We start from the raw sequence: 18,987 nt of genomic DNA on the forward strand, positions 1-18,987 counted from the left end.
CCGATACGAAACGGAAGCAGGAAGTCATGCGGCTCAAGCGCACCGCCGCCGTCCTGGGCACGGCTCTCATCGCCCTCGTCACGCTCACCGGGTGCAGCAGCGCCTGGGGCGAGGACGCCGGGCTGCCCGCGGCCGACGACATGGCGGCGATGGAGAAACTCGTCGCCGCCCACACCATGTGCAGCGACCTGCGCACCAACGGCGGCGGCGCGATGCGCGAGCAGGCCGCCGACCCGGCCTGGGCGATATCCGCGCGCGGGGTGTGCGGCGACGACGACCGGGACACCGTCACGCTGCTGTCCGTCTCCGACATGGAGAAGTTCCAGCGGGCGAACAAGGCCGCCGCGGCCCAGGGCAAGGGCGTGCGGGTGCTGGTCGGACAGAACTTCGCCCTGTTCCCCGGCGACGAGAGGACCGCCAAGGCCCTGCTCGACTCCGAGGTCCTGCTCTTCACCTGCGAGAAGGGCTTCAAGGTGCCCGACGGCTACCGCAACGAGAAGCTGCTCGTCGACGGCTGCGCCCTGACCGACTACCTGCCCGGCTAGCCGGGCCCGGGGCGGCCGGTCCGGCCGCCCCCGCCCGGGACGGGCGCTACAGCAGTTCCCTCAGCCGCTCGGCCAGCAGGTCCCAGCGCCAGCGCTCCTCGACCCAGCGGCGGCCGCGCTCGCCCATCCGGGCGCGCAGCTCGGGGTCGAGGAGGAGGGTCGCGATGCGGTCGGCCGACTCCTCGGGGACGCCGCCGCGGACGACCCAGCCGGTCTCGCCGTCGAGGACGGCGTCCGGGGCGCCGCCCGAGTCGCCCGCGACGACCGGCAGGCCGGTGGCCGAGGCCTCCAGGTAGACGATGCCGAGGCCCTCGACGTCGAGGCCGCCGCGGCGGGTGCGGCAGGGCATCGCGAAGACGTCGCCCGCCCCGTAGTGCGCGGGCAGCTCCGCCCACGGCACGGCGCCGGTGAACCGCACGGAGCCGGCCACGCCGGTGCGGGCCGCCAGCTTGCGCAGCTCCTGCTCGTACGGGCCGCCGCCGACGATCAGCAGGACCGCGTCGGGGACCCGGCGCAGGATCTCGGGCATGGCCAGGATCAGGGTGTCCTGGCCCTTGCGCGGGACCAGCCGGGAGACGCAGACGACCACCGGGCGGTCGCTGAGCCCGAGCCGCTCGCGCACCTCGGCGCCGCCCGAGTCGGGGTGGAAGGTCTTCTCGTCCACGCCCGGCGGGAGCTGCGTCATGCGCCCGGCGGCGGCCGGGGTGAGCGCGGCGGCGATCCGGGAGCGGGTGTACTCGCCGAGGTAGGTGATCGTGTCGGTGCCCTCGCCGATCCGCCGCAGCAGCTGCCGGGAGGCCGGCAGCTGGGCCCAGCCCGCCTCGTGGCCGTGGGTGGTGGCCACCAGCCGGCGGGCGCCCGCGCGGCGCAGGGCGGGGGCCATCAGGCCGAGCGGGGCCGCGGCGCCGAACCAGACGGACTCGCAGCCGTGCTCGCGCAGCAGCGCGGTGGCCCGGGCGGTGACCCGCGGCGTCGGCAGCAGCATGGTGGTGCGGTCACGGACGACCGTGAAAGGCTGTTCCGCGTCGAACGCGGCGGTCGCCTCGATCCCCTCGTGGCCGCGCTTCCACGTGGAGGCGTAGACGACGATCCGCTCGGGATCCAGGCGCAGCGCCATGTTGTGCAGGAAGGCCTGGATTCCACCGGGTCGCGGCGGGAAGTCGTTCGTTACGATCAGGGTCTTGTGCATCGTGGCCGACAGTACCGCGACCGCGCCCCGAGCCCGGCACCACCACCCTCCGCCCCGGCGGACGACAGGACAGGAACAGGACAGGTATGACGGGCGCAGTGGGCACGGCGGCACGTGACGGCCTCGGACGGGGCGCGCTGGCGCGCGAGATCGCCCGCGACGGTCTGCGGCTGCCCATCGGTGTCTGGGCCGTCACCCGGGTCCTGCTGCTGCTCTGCGTCTTCAAGGTCGTGGTGATCCCGGGCCCGGACGTGACGAGCGACGTCGAGCAGATCTACCAGGGCTGGTACGACATCCTGCGGACCGGCACGTTCCCGCTGGACGACGTCACCTGGCAGTACCCGCCGGCCGCCGCGCTGGCGATCCTCTCCCCCGCCCTGCTGCCCTTCCTCGGCTACTCGGCGGCCTTCTTCGTGCTCAGCCTGGCGTGCGACGCCCTCGTCTTCGGGCTGCTCCTGTACGCGGGGCGGCGGCCGGGCCGCTCGCCGCGCGGGGCGTGGCTGTGGATCGCCGGCGTCGCGCTGCTCGGGCCGACCGCGTACGCGCGCTACGACCTGATGGTGACGGCGGTCGCGGTGGCGGGCCTCCTGGCGGCCGTGCGCAGGCCGGCGGTGCTCGGCGCGCTGGCCGGGTTCGGGGCGATGCTGAAGGTGTGGCCGGTGCTGCTGCTGGCGGGCACCGCGCGCGGCCGGGCCACCCTGCGGTCCTGGCCCACGGCGGTCGGCACGGCGGCCGGGGTGCTGCTGCTGTGCGTGCTCGCGGCGCCCGGGGCGCTCGCCTTCCTCGGCTTCCAGCGGGACCGGGGCACCGAGGTCGAGTCGCTGGGCGCGCTCGTCTTCCACGTGGCGAAGAACTTCGGCTGGGAGGGCGAGGCGCGGATGAACTACGGCTCGATCGAGTTCCTGGGCCCGGGGGTCTCCGCGGTGTCCACGGCGGCGATGGTGCTGACCTTCGCCGCCTTCGGCTGGCTCCTGGTGTGGCGGCTGCGGACCCGCCGCTTCACCACCACCACGACGGCGGACGCGGCCTTCGTCGCGGTGCTGCTGTTCGTGACGACGAGCCGGGTGATCAGCCCCCAGTACATGATCTGGCTGGTGGGCCTGGCGGCGGTGTGCCTGGTCTACCGGGCGAGCCGGATGCGGCGGCCCGCGCATCTGGTGCTGTGGGCGACGGCGGTGACGCAGTTCGAGTTCCCGGTCTGGTTCTCGCACGTCTCGCACAGCGACCCGCTGGGCATCGCGCTGCTCCTGGTCCGCAACGGGCTGCTCGTCGCGGCCTGCCTGTCGGCCTGCCGGATCCTGTGGCGCCAGACGGTGACGGAGCCGCGCCTCACCCCCGTCACGGTGCCGGCCCCGGCGCACGCGGAGCGCGAGAAGACCCCGGTCCCGGCCTCCTCCTGACGGCCCGGCGCGAACGCCGCGTCCCCGGCCATGATCCGCCGGACAGGCCCTAGGCGAGCCGCTCCCCCACGTACGCGCGCCAGCGCGCGGTGAACTCCTGCGGGGTGGTGCCGAGGACGTCCTCCAGCGCCTTCTCCAGGGCGCCCTCGCGCTGCGGGTGGGCGCCGACCGCCCGGTAGAACGCGGCCAGCTTCTCCTCGCCCCAGCGCTCGGCGATCAGCTCGCAGGCCAGCCAGCCGCCCTCGTAGGCGCGGGCCATGGCGTCCTGGTCGCCGCCGAAGGCGAAGTCCGCGTCGTCGGGCAGGGCGGCGGGCGGGCGGCCCTCCTGGACCGCGCGGCGCAGTTCGGGGGCGGCCTGGGCGGCGGTGCGGCCGGTGCCGAGGTAGGCGATCCAGTCGGCGAAGCCCTCGGAGAGCCAGACCGGGGTGGCCTTGGTGGTCTGGGCGCGGGTCGCGACATGGCTGGTCTCGTGGGTGAGGACCAGCTGCCGGCCGAACGCGCCGAGCGTCGCGTACGCGTCGGGGTTGACGATGACCCGGTCGGCGGGGGCCGCCGGGCCGCCGCCGGTCTCCCCGGTCGTGACGGCCGCGATGCCCCGGTACGAGGCGGCCGGCGCGCCGAGCAGCCCGCCCATCGCCTCGACCGAGGCGGGCACCAGGACCACGATCCGGCCGGCCCAGTCCCCGTGCCAGGCGTCCGTGACGGCGGGCACCGCCCGGTCGGCCGCGGCGGCGATCTCGCGCAGCCGCCCGGGGCTCTGGCCCACGCCGAGGACGAGGCTGCGCCGGCCGGTCACGGTCGTCACCTCGCCCTGCTGCCACAGCTGCTGGGGGGCGCCCTCGGCGGGGCGGTCGCCGGTGACGTACCAGCGTCCGTCGCGTTCGGCGAGCTCCAGGACCCGCTCGGTGGTGGCGGGCCCGGAGTCGTAGCCCTTGATCCGGTAGCCGAGCTCGGTCCTGGCGGTGGCCCGGCCGCCGCCGGTCCGTTCGACCTCGGTGACCCGGTACGTCCAGCCGCCCAGCGGGACCGCCGCGAGCCGGTCGAACTCGGTGCGGGCGGCGGGTGCGAGGGCCGGGTCGAGGGCCGTGAGGTAGGCGGCCTCGTCGCGGTCGAGCAGCGCCCGCGCGTGCCGGTCGAGCAGGCGCTGGATCTGCCCGGGCGCGGGGTCGGCGGGGCCGGGGGGCGTACAGCCGGTCAGCACCAGCAGGGCCGCCGCCAGGCACACGGCCGCGCCGCGCGCCCTTCCGCTCCCCTGACCTGCCACGCCCCCGATCGTACGGGGCGGGGGCGGGGGCGGACCCCGGCCGTCCGCTCAGACCCGCGTGACGGTGGCGTGGGACATCATGTTCACCGGGTCGTAGCGGACCCGGGCGCCGGGGTAGGGCGCGTGGATGACCTGCCCGTTGCCGGCGTAGATCGCCACATGGCTGGCGTCGCTGCGGTACGTGACGAGGTCGCCGGGCTGGGCCTGCGAGAGCGGCACCCGGCGGCCCGCGTACCGCTGCGCGGAGGAGGTGCGGGGCAGGGCGATCCCGGCCTGCCGGTACGACCAGACCATCAGGCCCGAGCAGTCGAAGGCGGAGGGCCCGGTGGCGCCCCACACGTACGGCCTGCCGATGGCGCCGCGGGCGGCGATCACCGCGGCGGCGGCCCGGGAGGGGCCGAGGTCGGCGAGCGGCGGGAGCGGGTCGTCGAGGGAGTCGCGGCCCGAGCGGGAGGCCCGGTCGTAGCCGGCCCGCTCGTCGTCGGAGAGCGAGGCCAGCACCCGGCGGGCCTCGGCCAGCTTCCGCTCGACGGTGCGTTTGTGCCGGGCCACCTCGGTCCTGCTGCGCTCCAGTTCGGCGAGGGCGCGGCCCGCCTCCGTCCGCTCCTGGGCCAGTTTGCGCAGCTCGCGGCGGAGTTCGGCGAGGGCGGCGCCCTGGCGGGCGGTGGCCCGGTCGAGCACGGAGGCCCGGTCGAGGTAGGTCTCCGGGTCGGAGGAGAGCAGCAGGGCGAGGGCCGGGTCGATGCCGCCGGAGCGGTACTGGGCGCCGGCCACCGCACCGAGCGCGCCGCGCATGCGGTTGACGCGTTCCTGGCCGCGGGCCAGGCCGTCCTGCGCGAGCGAGACGGTCCTGCGCAGCGCGTCGGCCTTCTCGTCGGCCTGGTTGTAGCCCTCGGTGGCCTTCTCGGCCTCCTCGAAGAGGCGGTCGACGGTGGCGCGGGTGGCCTCGGGGCGCGGGGCGCCCGGGTCGGCGTGCGCGGGGACGGCACCGAGGGCCGTGGCCGCGGTGGCCGCGGCTGCGGTGAGGACGGTGACCCGGGAGGGTCGTCGGTGGGACGCCACGGAACGCGCTCCGTTCGGCTGGACGGTCTGGCGCGGCAGACAGTAGCCGGTGATCACCCCAGGTCCAACGAGGCCGCCGGGCACACAAAGTGACGCCCCGCCCGTGACCACAGGTCACGGGCGGGGCGTCACGTCAGTCCCGGATCCGGCGAACCACCCGTTCGGAGGGCAGCTGCCGTCGCGTCAGATGCGGACGCCGAACTGGAAGGTGCCCATGTAGTCCATCGACTCGTAGCGGACGTAGGCGCCCGGCTTCGGAGCGTGCAGGATGGTGTTGTTGCCCGCGTACAGGCCCACGTGCGACAGGTTGTTGAAGAAGACCAGGTCGCCGGGCTTGAGCTGGCTGCGGCCGATCTTCACGCCGTCGTTCTGCTGCGTGTAGGTGGTGCGGGTGAGCGAGACGTTGGCCTGGCGGTAGGCCCACTGCGTCAGACCCGAGCAGTCGTAGGAGCCGGGGCCCGTGCCGCCGCGGAAGTACGGCTTGCCGATCTGGGTGGCGGCGGCGTTGAGGGCGGCGGCGCCGCGCTGCGAGGCGGGCACCTCGTTGCCGAGCTCGACGCGGTCGCCGGCGGCGCGGCTGGCGCGCTGCTCGTCCTGCTCCATCTTGGAGCGCTCGGCGGCGGTCAGCGTGTTGAGCAGCTTGCGGGCCTCGGCCAGCTTGGCGGTGGCCTTGTTCTTCTTCTCGTTGAGCGTCTTGCGGACGTCCTCGAGGTCGGCCAGCTTGGTCGCGGCCTCGGTGCGCTCCTGGGCGAGGGTGCGCTGCTTCGCCTGGATCGACTGGAGCACGTCGGCCTGCTTGGCGCCGAGCTGCTCGATCGCGGACGCCTTGTCGAGGTAGGTGTCCGGGTCGGCGGAGAGGAAGAGCTGGAGCGCCGGGTCGATGCCGCCGGAGCGGTACTGGGCGCTGGCGACCGAACCGATCTGGCCGCGCAGGGTGTTGAGGTCCTGCTGGCCGCGGGCGACCTTGTCCTGGAGGGCGTCGATCTCCTTGTGGAGCTTGCCGCGGCGCTCCTCGGCGAGGTTGGCCTGCTCCGTGGCCTCTTCGGCCTCGTGGTAGAGCTTGTCGACCTTGGACTTGACCTCGTCGATCTTCGGCTTGGCGGGCGCCGCGGAGGCGCCGCTCTGGGCGGAGATCGCGACGGCGAGGCCGGCGGTCGCGGTGAGCACGGTCACGCGGGTGCGGCTCGGCTGCTTGGGACGACGGTGGGACGCCACGAAGGCGAGCTCCTTCTTCCTTCAGCCGCCGACCGGGTGAGCGGCAGGCGGGCCCCCCGCTGCCACCCCGGATGGATGATCAACCGCGCGAAGGTTCGAGCCCCGACCCTAGTGACCATCTTGTGATCAGTTCAAATCCCGATAGGCAAAATCTCGCTCGGGTGACGAACTATTCACACACATCACACGGGCAGTAATGGTCACTTGACCCTGTGCGGATCAGAAAAAGGACATCAGGCGCAGACGTTACGAGCCGTCACGAGAGGCGTGAAAGCCGCTTCAGCAGCAAGGCGGACGCAACCGGGCGCGCACCGGACTTGGCGACCCCGTCGGCCACCTCGCGGTCGGTGGAGACCACCACGACCGGACGGCCCGGCGGCTCGGCCCGCACCAGCTGCCGGATCAACTCGTCCGCCGTGACACCGGGCTTGGAGAACAGCACCCGCACCCCGCGCGGCGGCGCGAGCAGCACCGGGGCGGCGAGCTCGGCCCCGTCGAAGACACAGGTGATCTCGGCGCCCGAGCGGGCCGCGAGGGCGGACAGACCGCCGAGCAGCCGCAGCCGCTGCTTCTCCAGCGGCATCGTCGGATAGCCGGTCTTGGTGACGTTGTAGCCGTCCACCACCAGGTGCGCCTGGGGCAGTTCGAGCAGCTGGTCCAGGAGCGCCGGGTCGGTCTCGGACAGCGCGCGGGCCGCGATGTCCTTCGGCGACATCCGGCCCGGCTCCACCGCGTCCACGGTGTCCGCGGGGTGCATCGAGACCGGCGGCAGGGCCAGTTCGCGGCGCAGCCCCTGGGCGGCGTCGAGCACGGTGTCCAGGAGCAGCCGCAGCCGCATGTCCTCCACCGAGCGGCCCTCGCGGGCGGCGCGGCGGCTGGCCTCCAGGGCCGCCTCCACCTCGCCGAGCCGGGCCTTGAGCCGCCGGCTCTCGCTCTCGGCGGCGGAGAGCTGGGCGGCGGACTCGGTCCGGGCGGCGTCGGTCTCCGCCTGGACCCGCCGCAGCGCCGCCTCGCCGCGCTTCACGTCGCTCTGGGCGCTGCGCAGCTTGCGGTGAAGCGATTCCGCTTCCTTGCGGGCCGCCTCCAGGTCGTGGCGCAGCTGCTCGGTCTCGGTCCGGGTGCGCTCGCGGGCGTGCGCGACCTCCTCGCGCAGCCGCTCCAGCTCGCGCCGGCCGGCCTCGTCGGCGCGCTCGGCGTCGGCGCGCTCGGCCTCCTCGCCGGCGGCGGCGACCAGCTTGCCCCAGCCGGCCGGGCGCAGCACGTAGGCCGCGGCGGCCACGTCGACGGGGTCGGCGGCGGCGGGCGGGGAGCCGGACTCGACGGCGCCGGCCAGTTCGGGCTCGGCCTCCTTGAAGCGCTCGCCGATCCGCTGCCGGAACAGCGGGTCGCTCTCCAGGGCGGCCGCCATCGCGTTCCCGGCGAACTTGGCCCGCCGGGAGGCGGTGAAGCGGGCGTACTGGCGCAGCGGTCCGGGGAGCTCGGCGACGGTCAGCCCGCCGAAGGCGTCCGCGACCAGCGCGACCACCTTGCGCCGTACGGGCTCGGGCAGCGGCCGGTCGAGCGCCTCGGCGGCGTCGTCCGCCGAGCCCGTCGGCTCTTCACCGTGTGCGGGCTGCGCCACGATCCGTCACCCCACTTCCCTGTCGTCGTCGCCCTCACGGGCCGCTTCTCAGGAAGCGGAACCCGGCCTGTCCACCAGCTCGATCTGGTCCACCGCGTTGCACCAGCGGCAGCGGACCGACTCGATGGTCTCACTGACCACCTCGCGTTCCTCGACCTTCGGCTCTCCGGCGAGGTCCAGATGGACGTACTCGACGACCTTGGAGGACCGCGTGACGTCGAAGCGGGTCAGGTTGCCGCAGAGCGTGCAACGCCAGCGGGTCTCCGGGGTCGGCAGGGGAACCGTCGTCATCGTGCCGCCTCTTTCTGGGCTTTCCCTGGAATTCCGGGGTTGTACGGGACCGCGGTGCGCCGTCGGACTGCGGAAGTCTGCCCGTAACCCTACGGCCTCGCGGGTACCCCGTGTCACGGCGAGGCACTCTGTCCAGGTGGACCCCGGTACGCCATGATCTGTCCATGATCGACTGGCGGCGCACGGTCCTCGGCACGTGGCACGGAACCCGCAACGGGCCCACCGTGACCTACGGCCTCATCGCGCTGTGCGTCCTGCTCTTCGCCCTGAGCCCGGTGTCGGGGCTCAACCCGGGGTACGGCACCGGCGACCGGCTGCTGGCGGCGCAGGGCACCTACTTCGAGCGCTGGGGCGTGATCCCGGCCGAGCTGACGAGCGGCCGGCCGCACGCCCTGCTCACCCCGCTGACCGCGCTCTTCGTGCACGGCAGCTGGCTGCACCTGCTCGGGAACATGCTGTTCCTGTACGTCTTCGGCGCGATGGCCGAGGAGCGGATGGGCCCGGCCGGGTTCGCCCTCTTCTACCTGGGCTGCGGGTATCTGGCCCTGCTCGGCTACGCGGCCGCGCACGCGGACAGCACGCAGACCCTGGTGGGGGCGTCGGGGGCGATCTCGGGGGTGCTCGGGGCCTTCCTCTATCTCTTCCCGCGCTCCCGGGTGACCAGCCTCTTCCCCTTCCTCTTCTTCCTGCCGCTGCGTTTCCCGGCCTGGATCGTGCTGATCTTCTGGTTCGTGCTCCAGTGGCTGGCGGCCCGCTCGGCCGGGGCGGGACCGGGGGTGGCGTACCTGGCGCACGTGGTGGGGTTCGCGATCGGCTTCGTCTACGCGTGGGGCCGGTACAGAGGTGGCGTTAAGGTGAAGCCACCAGCCGCGGCCACCGAGGGAGAAAGCCAGCCGTGATCACCGCGATCGTGCTCATCAAGACCAGCGTGGACCGCATCCCCGAGATCGCGGAGTCCATCGCCGCGATCGACTCGGTCAGCGAGGTCTTCTCGGTGACCGGGACGTACGACCTGATCGCCATGGTCCGGGTGCCGCGCCACGACGACCTCGCCGACGTCATCCCCGGGAAGATCAGCAAGATCCCCGGCGTCGAGGGCACCGACACCCATGTCGCCTTCCGGGCCTACTCCCAGAACGACCTGGACGCGGCCTTCGCCATCGGCCTGGAGGGCTGAGCCCGCGGGCACGCCCCGCGCACCACGCACGACGAAGCCGGCCTCTCCCCGCGGGAGGCCGGCTTCACTCGTACGGGTGAGGGATCAGCCGCGGTCGGGCACGCAGCGGCCGTCCTCGGTGCGGTACTTCCACTGGGCGCCCTCGCGCACCAGCTGCTTCACCGCGCCCACGAAGCGCTCCACGTGCTCGTCGGGCGTCCCCGCGCCGAAGCTGACGCGGATGGCGTTGAGGGAGCGCTCGCCGGGGGCCGCCTCCGGGGCGCCGCACTCGCCCGGGTCCTGCGGGTCGCTGCCGAGCAGGGTGCGCACCAGCGGGTGGGCGCAGAACAGGCCGTCGCGGACCCCGATGCCGTACTCGGCGGAGAGCGCGGCGGCGAAGTGGGAGCTGTTCCAGCCGTCCACGACGAAGGAGATGACGCCGACCCGGGGGGCGTCGTCGCCGAAGAGCGAGAGCACCCGCACCTCGGGCACCTCGGCCAGGCCCTCGCGGACCGTGGCGATCAGGTGCCGCTCACGGGCGACGAGCTGGTCGAAGCCGGCCTCGGTGAGCGCCTTGCAGGCGGAGGCGATGGAGTAGACGCCGATGACGTTGGGCGAGCCGGCCTCGTGCCGGGCGGCGGTGGTGTGCCACTCCACGTCGACGCCGCCGTCGGCGCGCCGGGCCACCTTGCGGGAGGCGCCGCCGCCGGCGAGGTAGGGCTCGGAGTCCTGGAGCCAGTCGGCGCGTCCGGCGAGGACGCCGGAGCCGAACGGGGCGTACAGCTTGTGCCCGGAGAAGGCGATCCAGTCGACGTCCAACTCCTGGACGGAGACGGGGTGGTGGGGCGCGAGCTGGGCGGCGTCGAGGACGATCCGGGCACCGTGGGCGTGCGCGGCGGCGGCCAGTTCCCGGACCGGCCACAGCTCGCCGGTGACGTTGGAGGCGCCGGTCACGCAGACCAGGGCGGGGCCGTAGGGGTCGCGGTCGGCGAGCGCCCGCTCCAGGGTCTCGACGGCCTGGCGCGGGGTGCGCGGCGCGTTGAGGTAGGTGACCCGGGCGTCGCGCCAGGGCAGCAGCGAGGCGTGGTGCTCGGTCTCGAAGACGAAGACCTGGCAGTCGGCGGGGATCACCTGGGCGAGCAGGTTGAGCGAGTCGGTGGTGGAGCGGGTGAAGACCACCTGGTCGCCGGGGCGGCAGTCGAGGAACTCGGCGACGGTGGCGCGGCTGTTCTCGAACAGGTCGGTGGAGAGCTGGGAGAGGTAGCCGGCGCCGCGGTGGACGCTGCCGTAGTACGGGGCGTACGCGGCGACGTCGTCCCACACGCGCTGCAGGGCCGGGGCGCTGGCGGCGTAGTCGAGCGCCGCGTAGCTGACCTCGCCGCCGGTGACGAGCGGGACGGTGACGTCCCGGCCGAGGACCGGCAGCGGGGCGGCGCAGCAGGGGTCCGCCGCGTCACCGGAGGGGGCGGAAGCAGTGGTGGTGGCAGCGTTCGGGCATGCGGACATGACGGTATCTCCCGGCATAAAAGGGGCGCGAAAAGGCGTGAAAGAGCCCGCAGGGCAGCGCGAAGAAGGGGGTGCCGCGTACGGGTGTTCGGTGAAGAAGTGGGCCGACGGCCCTAACGCATTCGCTTGCTCACGAGACACTGCTCCCTAGAGGACCAAGGACCCCAGGGTTGTGCGCAGGGGTCCGCGCTTGCCGCAGGCTTCTGCTCGTACGGCCTGGTCTTCACCCGGGGCACCCCGCCACGGACGGAGGGTTGCCGGACAGCTAGCCGGGGCTTTGTCGCTGTCACTCATGACCTGTCACAGAACTTATGCCAGTCGATCACGACGACGCAACCCCGTTCCGGCATTCGGAACGGGGCTGCGTACGGGGCGGCTGACGGCCGGCCGGGGCGGCGGTGGCGACGGCTCAGGCGTTGCTGGCCGCGATCCAGCGCTCCAGGGCGCGGCGGGCGGCGCCGGAGTCGATGGACTCGGCCGCCTTGGCGATGCCCACGGCCAGTTGCTCCGCCAGGGTGCCCTCGCCCGGTGCGAGCGCGGTGAGCGCCGCCGCCGAGTTGAGCAGCACCGCGTCCCGTACCGGACCGGTCTCGCCGGCCAGCAGGCGGCGCGCCACGTCGGCGTTGTACGAGGCGTCGGCGCCGCGCAGGGCCTCGACCGGGACGATGTCGATGCCGACGTCGCGCGGGTCGAAGGACTCCTCGCGGACGGTGCCGTCCCGGACGATCCACACCCGGGAGGTCGCCGTCGTGGTCAGCTCGTCCAGGCCGTCGTCGCCGCGGAAGACCAGCGCCGAGGAGCCGCGCTCGGCGAGCACCCCGGCCACGATCGGGGCCATCCGGGGGTCGGCCACGCCGGTCGCCTGGGCCCGCACCCGGGCCGGGTTGGTGAGCGGCCCGAGGAAGTTGAAGACCGTGCGGATGCCCAGCTCCTTGCGGGCCATCGCCACATGGCGCAGCGCCGGGTGGAACTTCACCGCGAAGCAGAAGGTGATGCCGGCCTCGCCGGCCACCTCGGCCACCCGCGCGGGGGTCAGCTCCAGGTTGACGCCCAGCTTCTCCAGGACGTCGGAGGCGCCGCTGGCGCTGGACGCGGCCCGGTTGCCGTGCTTGACGACCTTGGCGCCGGTGCCGGCCACCACGATCGCCGACATGGTGGAGATGTTGACGGTCTTGGCGCCGTCGCCGCCGGTGCCGACGATGTCCACGGACGGGCCGGGGACCTCGATGGTGTTGGCGTGCTCGTACATGGTCCGGACGAGGCCGGTGATCTCCTCGACGGTCTCGCCCTTGGCCCGCAGGGCGACGACGAAGCCGGCGATCTGCGCCGAGGTGGCCTCGCCGCGCAGGATGCGGTCCATCGCCCAGGCGGTGTCCTCCGCGCTCTGGTCGCGGCCGCTCAGCAGACCGTCCAGGACGGCGGGCCAGGAGCGGCCCGCCGAGTCGAGTCCTCCAGCGGGGGTCGCAGCGCTCATGGCAGCTCCTGGCGAGTGATGATCGGGACCGGTGATCGGTGATCTTCGGTAGGGGTACCTTCCCACCCTATCGATCCACGGGGACGGCAAAGAGCCCCGTCCATCGAATGGACGGGGCTCTCGCCGTGGCGACCTGCTTCAGGAGGTCGGGGGATCAGTGGTGGCCGTGGCCGCTCGTGATCTCCTTGTACTCCTCGGCGGTGGGCTTGGCGACCTGGTTGTCAGCGCCGTAGTAGCCCTTGTTGAGCTTGACCCGGAGCTTCTCCATGGGGCCGGTCTTGCGCTCCACGCCGTTCTCGTCGACGGCCGGCGGCAGGGCCGCGGCCTCGTACTGCTCGTGCGCCGTGAGGCGGTGCAGCTCACCCTGGCTGAGCGGCTGGTGGACCTCGACGAACTCACCGTGCGGCAGGCGCTTGATGATGCCGGACTCGCGCCCGTGCAGCACCTTGTCCTTGTCCCGGCGCTGGAGGCCGAGGCAGATGCGCTTGGTGACGATGAACGCGATGACCGGTCCGGCGAAGAAGAAGATCCGGACGAACCAGGTGATCGAGTTGATCGACAGGTGGAAGTGCGTGGCCCAGAGGTCGTTGCCGCCACCGACGAGCATGATCATGTACGCGGTGATCCAGGCGACACCGAAGGCGGTGCGCGTCGGAGCGTTGCGCGGGCGCTGCGCGATGTGGTGCTCGCGCTTGTCGCCCGTGATCCAGGACTCGATGAACGGGTAGACCGCGATCGCGCCGAGCACCGCCGGGAAGATCGCCAGCGGGATCATCACGCCGAGGACCAGCGTGTGGCCCCACAGGTTGATCTCCCAGCCCGGCATGACACGGATCAGACCCTCGGCGAAGCCCATGTACCAGTCGGGCTGGGCGCCGGTGGACACCTGGTCCGGGCGGTACGGGCCGATGGCCCAGATCGGGTTGATCGAGGCGATCGCCGCGACGACCGCGATGACGCCGAAGACCAGGAAGAAGAAGCCTCCGGCCTTCGCCATGTACACCGGCAGCAGCGGCATGCCGACGACGTTCTTGTTCGTACGGCCGGGGCCCTCGAAGTGCGTGTGCTTGTGGACGAACACCAGGATGAGGTGCGCGACCACGAGACCCAGCATGATGCCGGGCAGCAGCAGCACGTGCGCCGAGTAGAACCGGGCGACGAAGTCGCCGCCGGGGAACTCCCCGCCGAACAGGAACATCGACAGGTACGTGCCGACGATCGGCACGGACAGGATCGCGCCCTGCATGAAGCGCACACCGGTGCCGGAGAGCAGGTCGTCCGGGAGCGAGTAACCGGTGAAGCCGGTGAACATGCCCAGGAAGAACAGCAGGAAGCCGAACAGCCAGTTGATCTCACGCGGCTTGCGGAACGCGCCGGTGAAGAACACGCGCATCATGTGCACGAACATGCCGGCGAGGAAGATCAGCGCCGCCCAGTGGTGGATCTGCCGGATCAGCAGACCGCCACGCACCTCGAACGAGATGTGCATGGTCGAGTTGAACGCCTCGGACATCAGCTGTCCCTGGAGCGGGACGTACGGTCCGACGTACTCCACCTCGTTCATCGACGGGTGGAAGAACAGCGTCAGATAGACGCCCGTCAGGATGATGATGAGGAAGCTGTAGAGGCAGATCTCGCCCAGCATGAAGGACCAGTGGTCCGGGAAGATCTTCCGCATGTTGGCCTTGGCCAGGGTGTAGATCCCCAGGCGGCCGTCGGCCCAGTCGGCGATGCGCTCGCCGGCGGGGGCCTTCTTCTGCGTGTTGGTCACAGTGCTCATCCGCGCTCCCAGAATGCGGGACCGACGGGCTCTTCGAAGTCGCCGTGCGCCTCCAGGAAGCCCTTGTCGTTCACGCCGATCCGCAGCTGCGGGAGGGCGTGGCCGGCCGGGCCGAAGATGACACGGGCGCCGTCGGACAGGTCGAAGGTGGACTGGTGGCACGGGCAGAGCACGTGGTGCGTCTGCTGCTCGTACAGAGAGATCGGGCAGCCGACGTGGGTGCAGATCTTCGAGAAGGCGACGATGCCCTCGTGCGACCACTCGAGCTCGCGCTTGTCCTTGATGTCGTCCGGCTGGATGCGGACGATCATCAGGGCGGCCTTGGCGATCTCGGTCTGGAAGTGCTCGTCGTGCTCCGAGAGGCCCTCGGGCATCGCGAAGGTCAGCGAACCGACCGCGACGTCCTCGGGACGCAGCGGCTCGTGCGTGTTCATGTTGACGAGCAGCTTGCCCTTGGCCCACAGGGTGGAGCGGAGCTTCTTCTCGGGCAGCGGGCCCATGTCACGCAGCAGCACGATGCCGGAGAGCGGCACCATGGCCAGCGCGCCGAACAGCGTGTTGCGGATCAGCTTGCGCCGACCGAAGCCGGACTCGGCGGCACCGGCCGCGAAGTCCGCCATGACCTTGGCCTTGACCTCGGGCGTGGCCGCCATCGGGTGACGCTCGTCGGCGACCTCGACGTCGGACATCAGGGTGCGGGCCCAGTGGACCGCGCCCGCGCCGATGAAGAACAGGGCCGCGCCGAGGGTCAGACCCAGGGAGAAGTTGAGCGCGGACACCCGGCCGAAGGGCCAGATGTACACGATCTTGTCCACCGGGAAGATCACGTACGCCGCGATGAAGCCGATCGTGGCCAGCATCGACAGCGTGAACATGAAGGCGACCGCACGCTCGGACCGGCGAGCGGCCCGCTCGTCGATGTCCTGGATGCGCGGCTTGTGGGGCGGGAGGCCCGGGTCGGCGAACGGGTCGTCGGCGACCTTCACCGCGCCGTGCGCGGTGTCCTGCTCGGACGGCAGGTTCTCTTCTGGATTCTCTTGGGTACTCATGACTTCTTGGCCTTAGCGGTGTGGGCCGCGACCCAGATGGCAACTGCGATCAGCGCGCCCAGACCGAAGACCCACGCGAACAGACCCTCGCTGACGGGGCCGAGGCCACCCAGCTTGAGACCACCCGGGTTGTCGGCCTTGTCGCTGTTGACGGCCTGGACGTAGGCGATGATGTCCTTCTTCTGCTTCTCCGGCATGGTCGTGTCGGGGAAGGAGGGCATGTTCTGCGGGCCGGTCTGCATGGCCTCGTAGAGGTGCTTCGGGCTGACGCCTTCGAGGCTCGGGGCGTACTTGCCGTAGGTCAGCGCGCCACCCTCACCGGTGAAGTTGTGGCACTGGGCGCAGTTGGAGCGGAACAGCTCGCCGCCCTTGGCGATGTCGGCGCCGTCAGGGCTGTACTGGCCTTCGGTCGGCACGATCGGGCCGGCACCGAGGGAGGCCACGTACGCCGCGAGCTGATCGATCTCGGCCTGCGTGTAGATGACCTTCTTCTTCGGGACCTGGGCGCCCGGCTGCTGGGCCGGCATACGGCCGGTGCCGACCTGGAAGTCCACGGCCGCCGAACCGACGCCGACCAGGGACGGACCGTCAGTGGTGCCCTGACCGCCGGTCCCGTGGCAGCTGGCGCAGCCTACGGAGTAGAGCTTCTTGCCCTCCTCGATGGCGAGGGACTGGGCGGTGGTGTCGGCCTTCGCCGTGCCCGCGGGCGCGAACGCGGCGTACAGCCCCCCGGTTGCCGCCAGCGCGAGAAGTAGGACGACGACCGCCGCCAGCGGATGGCGTCGTCGTGCGGAGAGCTTTTTCACGGATTACCCCGGTGTCAGGATCTTCTGCGTCGATGCTTGCTGGATGTGTGGCCCGCCGGAGCGGCGGAGCACGATTACTTGATCAAGTAGATCGTGGCGAAGAGGCCGATCCAGACGACATCGACGAAGTGCCAGTAGTAGGACACGACGATGGCGGCGGTTGCCTGCTCGTGAGTGAACCTCTTGGCGGCGTACGTCCGGCCCAGGACCAGCAGGAAGGCGATGAGACCGCCCGTCACGTGCAGGCCGTGGAAGCCGGTGGTCAGGTAGAACACCGTGCCGTACGGGTCCGAGGAGAGGGAGAGCCCCTCCTCCTTGACCAGCTCGGTGTACTCGAAGACCTGGCCGCCGATGAAGATCGCGCCCATCACGAACGTGATGATGAACCACGACCGGAGCTTCTTCACGTCGCCCCGCTCCGCGGCGAAGACGCCGAGCTGGCAGGTGAGTGAGGAGAGCACCAGGATCGTGGTGTTCGTCGCGGAGAACGGGAGGTTCAAGGCCGAAGCCTTTTCCGCCCAGAACTCGGCGCCCATCACGGATCGCAGGGTGAAGTACATCGCGAAGAGGGCCGCGAAGAACATCAGCTCGGAGCTCAACCAGATGATGGTTCCGACGCTGGTGAGGTTCGGTCGATTGACCGACGGGTGCGCGTGCCCTGTTTCTACTGTCGTTACTGTCGCCACGACCGACATTATGTCGGTCGCTTATCCCGCCCTCACTCCGGGGGGTGCCGTTCGGAGTGTCCGGGGGGTGTGTCCAGCCCGAACGGCCCATCGGAAGGCCCTTCCGGCACCCTTCGAACAGGTGTTGAACGGGTGTTGACGGGGTGTGGACCGGAGTAGCATCCGCGCAACGACCGACCACCTTCACGGAGGAACGATGCAGTCGAGCGCCACGGTCCTGGTCTACAGCGACGACGCGAACACCCGCGCGCAGGTGCGCCTGGCGGCGGGTCGCAGGCCCGCGGCCGATGTTCCCCCGGTCGAGTTCGTCGAGTGCGCGACGCTGCCCGCCGTGTTGACGGCCCTGGACCAGGGCGGCATCGACGTGTGCGTGCTGGACGGCGAGGCGGTGCCGGCGGGCGGCATGGGCGTGTGCCGGCAGATCAAGGACGAGGTGTTCCACTGCCCTCCCGTCCTGCTGCTGATCGGCCGTCCGCAGGACGCCTGGCTCGCCACCTGGAGTCGCGCGGACGCCGCGGTCACCCTTCCGGTGGAACCGGTGGAGTTCGCGGCGTCCCTGGCGTCCCTGCTGCGTTCGCGGCTCTCCCTCGACGCCTGAGGGTTCCGCGGGGCCCGGGAGGCCCTGTGGGGCCCGGGACGGCCCCGGGGGCCCCGGGTGCCGCTGGGGCCCGTGGGGCCTACAGCGAGGGCCTGAGCCGGGCCTTGGCGTCCATGGTGGCGGCCGGATCCGAGGAGTCCGCCACCAGGGCGCTGCCCTTGCGCCACTTGTCCCAGTCCAGGTTCCAGTCGCCGAAGCCGTTGCCGAAGGTGTCCATCATCTCGCCCTCGCTGTTGACGACGCGGACGATGTCACCCGGACGCACGTTCTCGTAGAACCAGGCGGCGTTCCCGGTCGACATGCCGACACAGCCGTGGCTGACGTTCTCGACGCCCTGGGAGCCGACGGACCACGGCGCGGCGTGCACGTACTCGCCGCTCCACGTCACCCGTGTCGCGTAGTAGACGGGCAGGTCGTACGAGTCGGAGCTGCCCTCCGAGATGCCGATGCTGGTGCCCCGCATCCGGACGAAGTACTCCTTGCCGAGCACCACTTTGATCCCGTTACGGGTGGAGAAGCCCGGTTTCCCGGTGGTCACCGGAATGGTGTTGATCACTTCTCCGTTGCGCCGCACCGTCATGTAGTGCGACCCGGCGTCGGCGACGGCCTCGATCCGGTCGCCGATGGTGAGCTTGAGCGGCTTGGAGTCGCCGCCGTAGAGCTTGTCGCCCACCTTGAGGCCGGCCAGGTTGCCGGTGGCGGTGACGACGGCGCCCGTGGGCCAGTACTCCTTCGGGCGGAAGTGCAGCTTCTTGTCGTCGACCCAGTACCAGGAGCCCTCCACGGCGGGCGTCGAGCGGACCTTGAGGGCCCGTTCCACGACGCCGCGGGCCGCCTTGTCCTTGACCGGGAGGCTGAGGTCGGCGGTGATCGGCTGGCCGACGCCGTACGTGCCCGCCTCCGGGCCGAAGGTGGCGGTGAGGGCCCGTTTGGCCGGAGCCGTCTCGAAAGTGAACGTACGGGCCCCAGGAGCGCCGTCCTCGTCCTCGGTGGCCACCTGGACGGTGTACCGGGCACCGGCCGCCAGCGCGGCCGTGGAGCGCCACCTGCGGCCGTCCGCGGTGAGCTCGCCGGCCAGGTGGTGGCCCGACTCGTCCAGGGCGGTGACGTCGGTGATCCGCCCGTCGTCGCCCTTGGCCGTGATCTCCAGCGGCTTCTCGGGGTCGGCCTTCTTCCCCTCCGCGGGGGCGTTGAAGGCGATCTCGTCCGCCGCGTCGTAGGGCTTCGCCGACAGCGGATGGTTTCCGGAGCCCGCACACGCGGTGGCGCCCGCGGTGACGGTGAGGGCCAGAAGAGTGCAGCTCAGAACAGTCCGAATGCGCGGCGTGTCGTTCATGACTTCACG

The 18,987-nt window shown here is 71.8% G+C and carries 18 protein-coding genes and 1 riboswitch; of the genes, 5 read left to right on the forward strand and 13 right to left on the reverse strand.

Annotated elements, in window-relative coordinates:
* Positions 1–26: 26 nt before the first annotated feature.
* Complete coding sequence (locus tag AB0Q96_RS06505; protein ID WP_365322267.1) at positions 27–545, forward strand: hypothetical protein; 519 nt, start codon at positions 27–29, stop codon at positions 543–545.
* Positions 546–591: 46 nt separating this feature from the next.
* Here the strand turns inward: AB0Q96_RS06505 and AB0Q96_RS06510 are convergent, their stop codons facing one another.
* Positions 592–1,734 carry a glycosyltransferase family 4 protein gene (locus AB0Q96_RS06510; protein ID WP_365322269.1) on the reverse strand — a complete coding sequence of 381 codons (1,143 nt, stop codon included), beginning with the start codon at positions 1,732–1,734 and terminating at the stop codon, positions 592–594.
* A gap of 86 nt (positions 1,735–1,820) precedes the next feature.
* On the opposite strand from AB0Q96_RS06510, the gene AB0Q96_RS06515 reads away from it, so the two are divergent.
* On the forward strand, positions 1,821–3,134 hold the full coding sequence (locus tag AB0Q96_RS06515) for a glycosyltransferase family 87 protein (RefSeq protein ID WP_365322271.1): 1,314 nt from the start codon (positions 1,821–1,823) through the stop codon (positions 3,132–3,134).
* Between the two features lie 49 nt (positions 3,135–3,183).
* Here the strand turns inward: AB0Q96_RS06515 and AB0Q96_RS06520 are convergent, their stop codons facing one another.
* From AB0Q96_RS06520 to AB0Q96_RS06540, 5 genes are all read right to left on the reverse strand, one after another.
* Complete coding sequence (locus AB0Q96_RS06520; protein WP_365322273.1) at positions 3,184–4,398, reverse strand: hypothetical protein; 1,215 nt, start codon at positions 4,396–4,398, stop codon at positions 3,184–3,186.
* A 48-nt stretch (positions 4,399–4,446) separates the two neighbouring features.
* The gene (locus AB0Q96_RS06525) at positions 4,447–5,460 is read right to left on the reverse strand and encodes an NlpC/P60 family protein (RefSeq protein ID WP_365322275.1); all 1,014 of its coding nucleotides are present in this window, start codon (positions 5,458–5,460) and stop codon (positions 4,447–4,449) included.
* A gap of 183 nt (positions 5,461–5,643) precedes the next feature.
* Positions 5,644–6,675: an NlpC/P60 family protein gene (locus AB0Q96_RS06530; RefSeq protein WP_365322277.1), complete on the reverse strand. Its 1,032-nt coding sequence runs from the start codon at positions 6,673–6,675 to the stop codon at positions 5,644–5,646.
* A gap of 256 nt (positions 6,676–6,931) precedes the next feature.
* On the reverse strand, positions 6,932–8,296 hold the full coding sequence (locus tag AB0Q96_RS06535; RefSeq protein ID WP_365322278.1) for an NYN domain-containing protein: 1,365 nt from the start codon (positions 8,294–8,296) through the stop codon (positions 6,932–6,934).
* 48 nt (positions 8,297–8,344) lie between these two features.
* Complete coding sequence (locus tag AB0Q96_RS06540) at positions 8,345–8,587, reverse strand: hypothetical protein (protein WP_046908952.1); 243 nt, start codon at positions 8,585–8,587, stop codon at positions 8,345–8,347.
* Positions 8,588–8,751: 164 nt separating this feature from the next.
* Between AB0Q96_RS06540 and AB0Q96_RS06545 the strand changes: the two genes are divergently transcribed.
* Complete coding sequence (locus AB0Q96_RS06545) at positions 8,752–9,486, forward strand: rhomboid family intramembrane serine protease (protein WP_365322280.1); 735 nt, start codon at positions 8,752–8,754, stop codon at positions 9,484–9,486.
* Complete coding sequence (locus AB0Q96_RS06550) at positions 9,483–9,764, forward strand: Lrp/AsnC ligand binding domain-containing protein (protein ID WP_365322282.1); 282 nt, start codon at positions 9,483–9,485, stop codon at positions 9,762–9,764. Before AB0Q96_RS06545 ends, AB0Q96_RS06550 begins: the two co-directional genes overlap by 4 nt.
* A gap of 84 nt (positions 9,765–9,848) precedes the next feature.
* Here the strand turns inward: AB0Q96_RS06550 and AB0Q96_RS06555 are convergent, their stop codons facing one another.
* The 6 genes from AB0Q96_RS06555 to AB0Q96_RS06580 form a co-directional block, all read right to left on the reverse strand.
* Positions 9,849–11,249: an aminotransferase class V-fold PLP-dependent enzyme gene (locus AB0Q96_RS06555; RefSeq protein ID WP_365322284.1), complete on the reverse strand. Its 1,401-nt coding sequence runs from the start codon at positions 11,247–11,249 to the stop codon at positions 9,849–9,851.
* Positions 11,250–11,430: 181 nt separating this feature from the next.
* Positions 11,431–11,547: riboswitch (SAM riboswitch) on the reverse strand.
* Between the two features lie 111 nt (positions 11,548–11,658).
* Positions 11,659–12,723, reverse strand: coding sequence for an anthranilate phosphoribosyltransferase (gene trpD, locus AB0Q96_RS06560; RefSeq protein ID WP_365322286.1), 1,065 nt, complete (start codon positions 12,721–12,723; stop codon positions 11,659–11,661).
* Positions 12,724–12,877: 154 nt separating this feature from the next.
* The gene (locus AB0Q96_RS06565; RefSeq protein WP_365322288.1) at positions 12,878–14,503 is read right to left on the reverse strand and encodes a cytochrome bc complex cytochrome b subunit; all 1,626 of its coding nucleotides are present in this window, start codon (positions 14,501–14,503) and stop codon (positions 12,878–12,880) included.
* Positions 14,500–15,552, reverse strand: coding sequence for a Rieske 2Fe-2S domain-containing protein (locus AB0Q96_RS06570; RefSeq protein WP_365322290.1), 1,053 nt, complete (start codon positions 15,550–15,552; stop codon positions 14,500–14,502). Before AB0Q96_RS06570 ends, AB0Q96_RS06565 begins: the two co-directional genes overlap by 4 nt.
* On the reverse strand, positions 15,549–16,358 hold the full coding sequence (locus AB0Q96_RS06575) for a c-type cytochrome (protein WP_365322291.1): 810 nt from the start codon (positions 16,356–16,358) through the stop codon (positions 15,549–15,551). The genes AB0Q96_RS06570 and AB0Q96_RS06575 overlap by 4 nt, the downstream gene beginning before the upstream one ends.
* A gap of 74 nt (positions 16,359–16,432) precedes the next feature.
* Positions 16,433–17,053 carry a heme-copper oxidase subunit III gene (locus AB0Q96_RS06580; protein WP_365322293.1) on the reverse strand — a complete coding sequence of 207 codons (621 nt, stop codon included), beginning with the start codon at positions 17,051–17,053 and terminating at the stop codon, positions 16,433–16,435.
* A gap of 187 nt (positions 17,054–17,240) precedes the next feature.
* Here AB0Q96_RS06580 and AB0Q96_RS06585 point away from each other — a divergent pair, with 187 nt between their 5' ends.
* A complete protein-coding gene (locus tag AB0Q96_RS06585) occupies positions 17,241–17,642 on the forward strand; it encodes a hypothetical protein (protein WP_365322295.1) in 402 nt (133 codons plus the stop codon).
* Positions 17,643–17,721: 79 nt separating this feature from the next.
* Here the strand turns inward: AB0Q96_RS06585 and AB0Q96_RS06590 are convergent, their stop codons facing one another.
* Complete coding sequence (locus tag AB0Q96_RS06590; protein ID WP_365322297.1) at positions 17,722–18,978, reverse strand: Ig-like domain-containing protein; 1,257 nt, start codon at positions 18,976–18,978, stop codon at positions 17,722–17,724.
* Between the last annotated feature and the right edge of the window lie 9 nt (positions 18,979–18,987).

Source organism: Streptomyces sp. NPDC093111 (assembly GCF_040683955.1).
Taxonomy (GTDB): Bacteria; Actinomycetota; Actinomycetes; order Streptomycetales; family Streptomycetaceae; genus Streptomyces.

Coding starts and splice junctions, on each gene's coding strand:
- AB0Q96_RS06555 (WP_365322284.1), bottom strand. CDS start 11,249: ATGTCCGCATGCCCGAACGCTGCCACCACCACTGCTTCCGCCCCCTCC.
- AB0Q96_RS06590 (WP_365322297.1), bottom strand. CDS start 18,978: ATGAACGACACGCCGCGCATTCGGACTGTTCTGAGCTGCACTCTTCTG.
- AB0Q96_RS06505 (WP_365322267.1), top strand. CDS start 27: ATGCGGCTCAAGCGCACCGCCGCCGTCCTGGGCACGGCTCTCATCGCC.
- AB0Q96_RS06510 (WP_365322269.1), bottom strand. CDS start 1,734: ATGCACAAGACCCTGATCGTAACGAACGACTTCCCGCCGCGACCCGGT.
- AB0Q96_RS06580 (WP_365322293.1), bottom strand. CDS start 17,053: ATGTCGGTCGTGGCGACAGTAACGACAGTAGAAACAGGGCACGCGCAC.
- trpD (WP_365322286.1), bottom strand. CDS start 12,723: ATGAGCGCTGCGACCCCCGCTGGAGGACTCGACTCGGCGGGCCGCTCC.
- AB0Q96_RS06545 (WP_365322280.1), top strand. CDS start 8,752: ATGATCGACTGGCGGCGCACGGTCCTCGGCACGTGGCACGGAACCCGC.
- AB0Q96_RS06540 (WP_046908952.1), bottom strand. CDS start 8,587: ATGACGACGGTTCCCCTGCCGACCCCGGAGACCCGCTGGCGTTGCACG.
- AB0Q96_RS06565 (WP_365322288.1), bottom strand. CDS start 14,503: ATGAGCACTGTGACCAACACGCAGAAGAAGGCCCCCGCCGGCGAGCGC.
- AB0Q96_RS06515 (WP_365322271.1), top strand. CDS start 1,821: ATGACGGGCGCAGTGGGCACGGCGGCACGTGACGGCCTCGGACGGGGC.
- AB0Q96_RS06570 (WP_365322290.1), bottom strand. CDS start 15,552: ATGAGTACCCAAGAGAATCCAGAAGAGAACCTGCCGTCCGAGCAGGAC.
- AB0Q96_RS06585 (WP_365322295.1), top strand. CDS start 17,241: ATGCAGTCGAGCGCCACGGTCCTGGTCTACAGCGACGACGCGAACACC.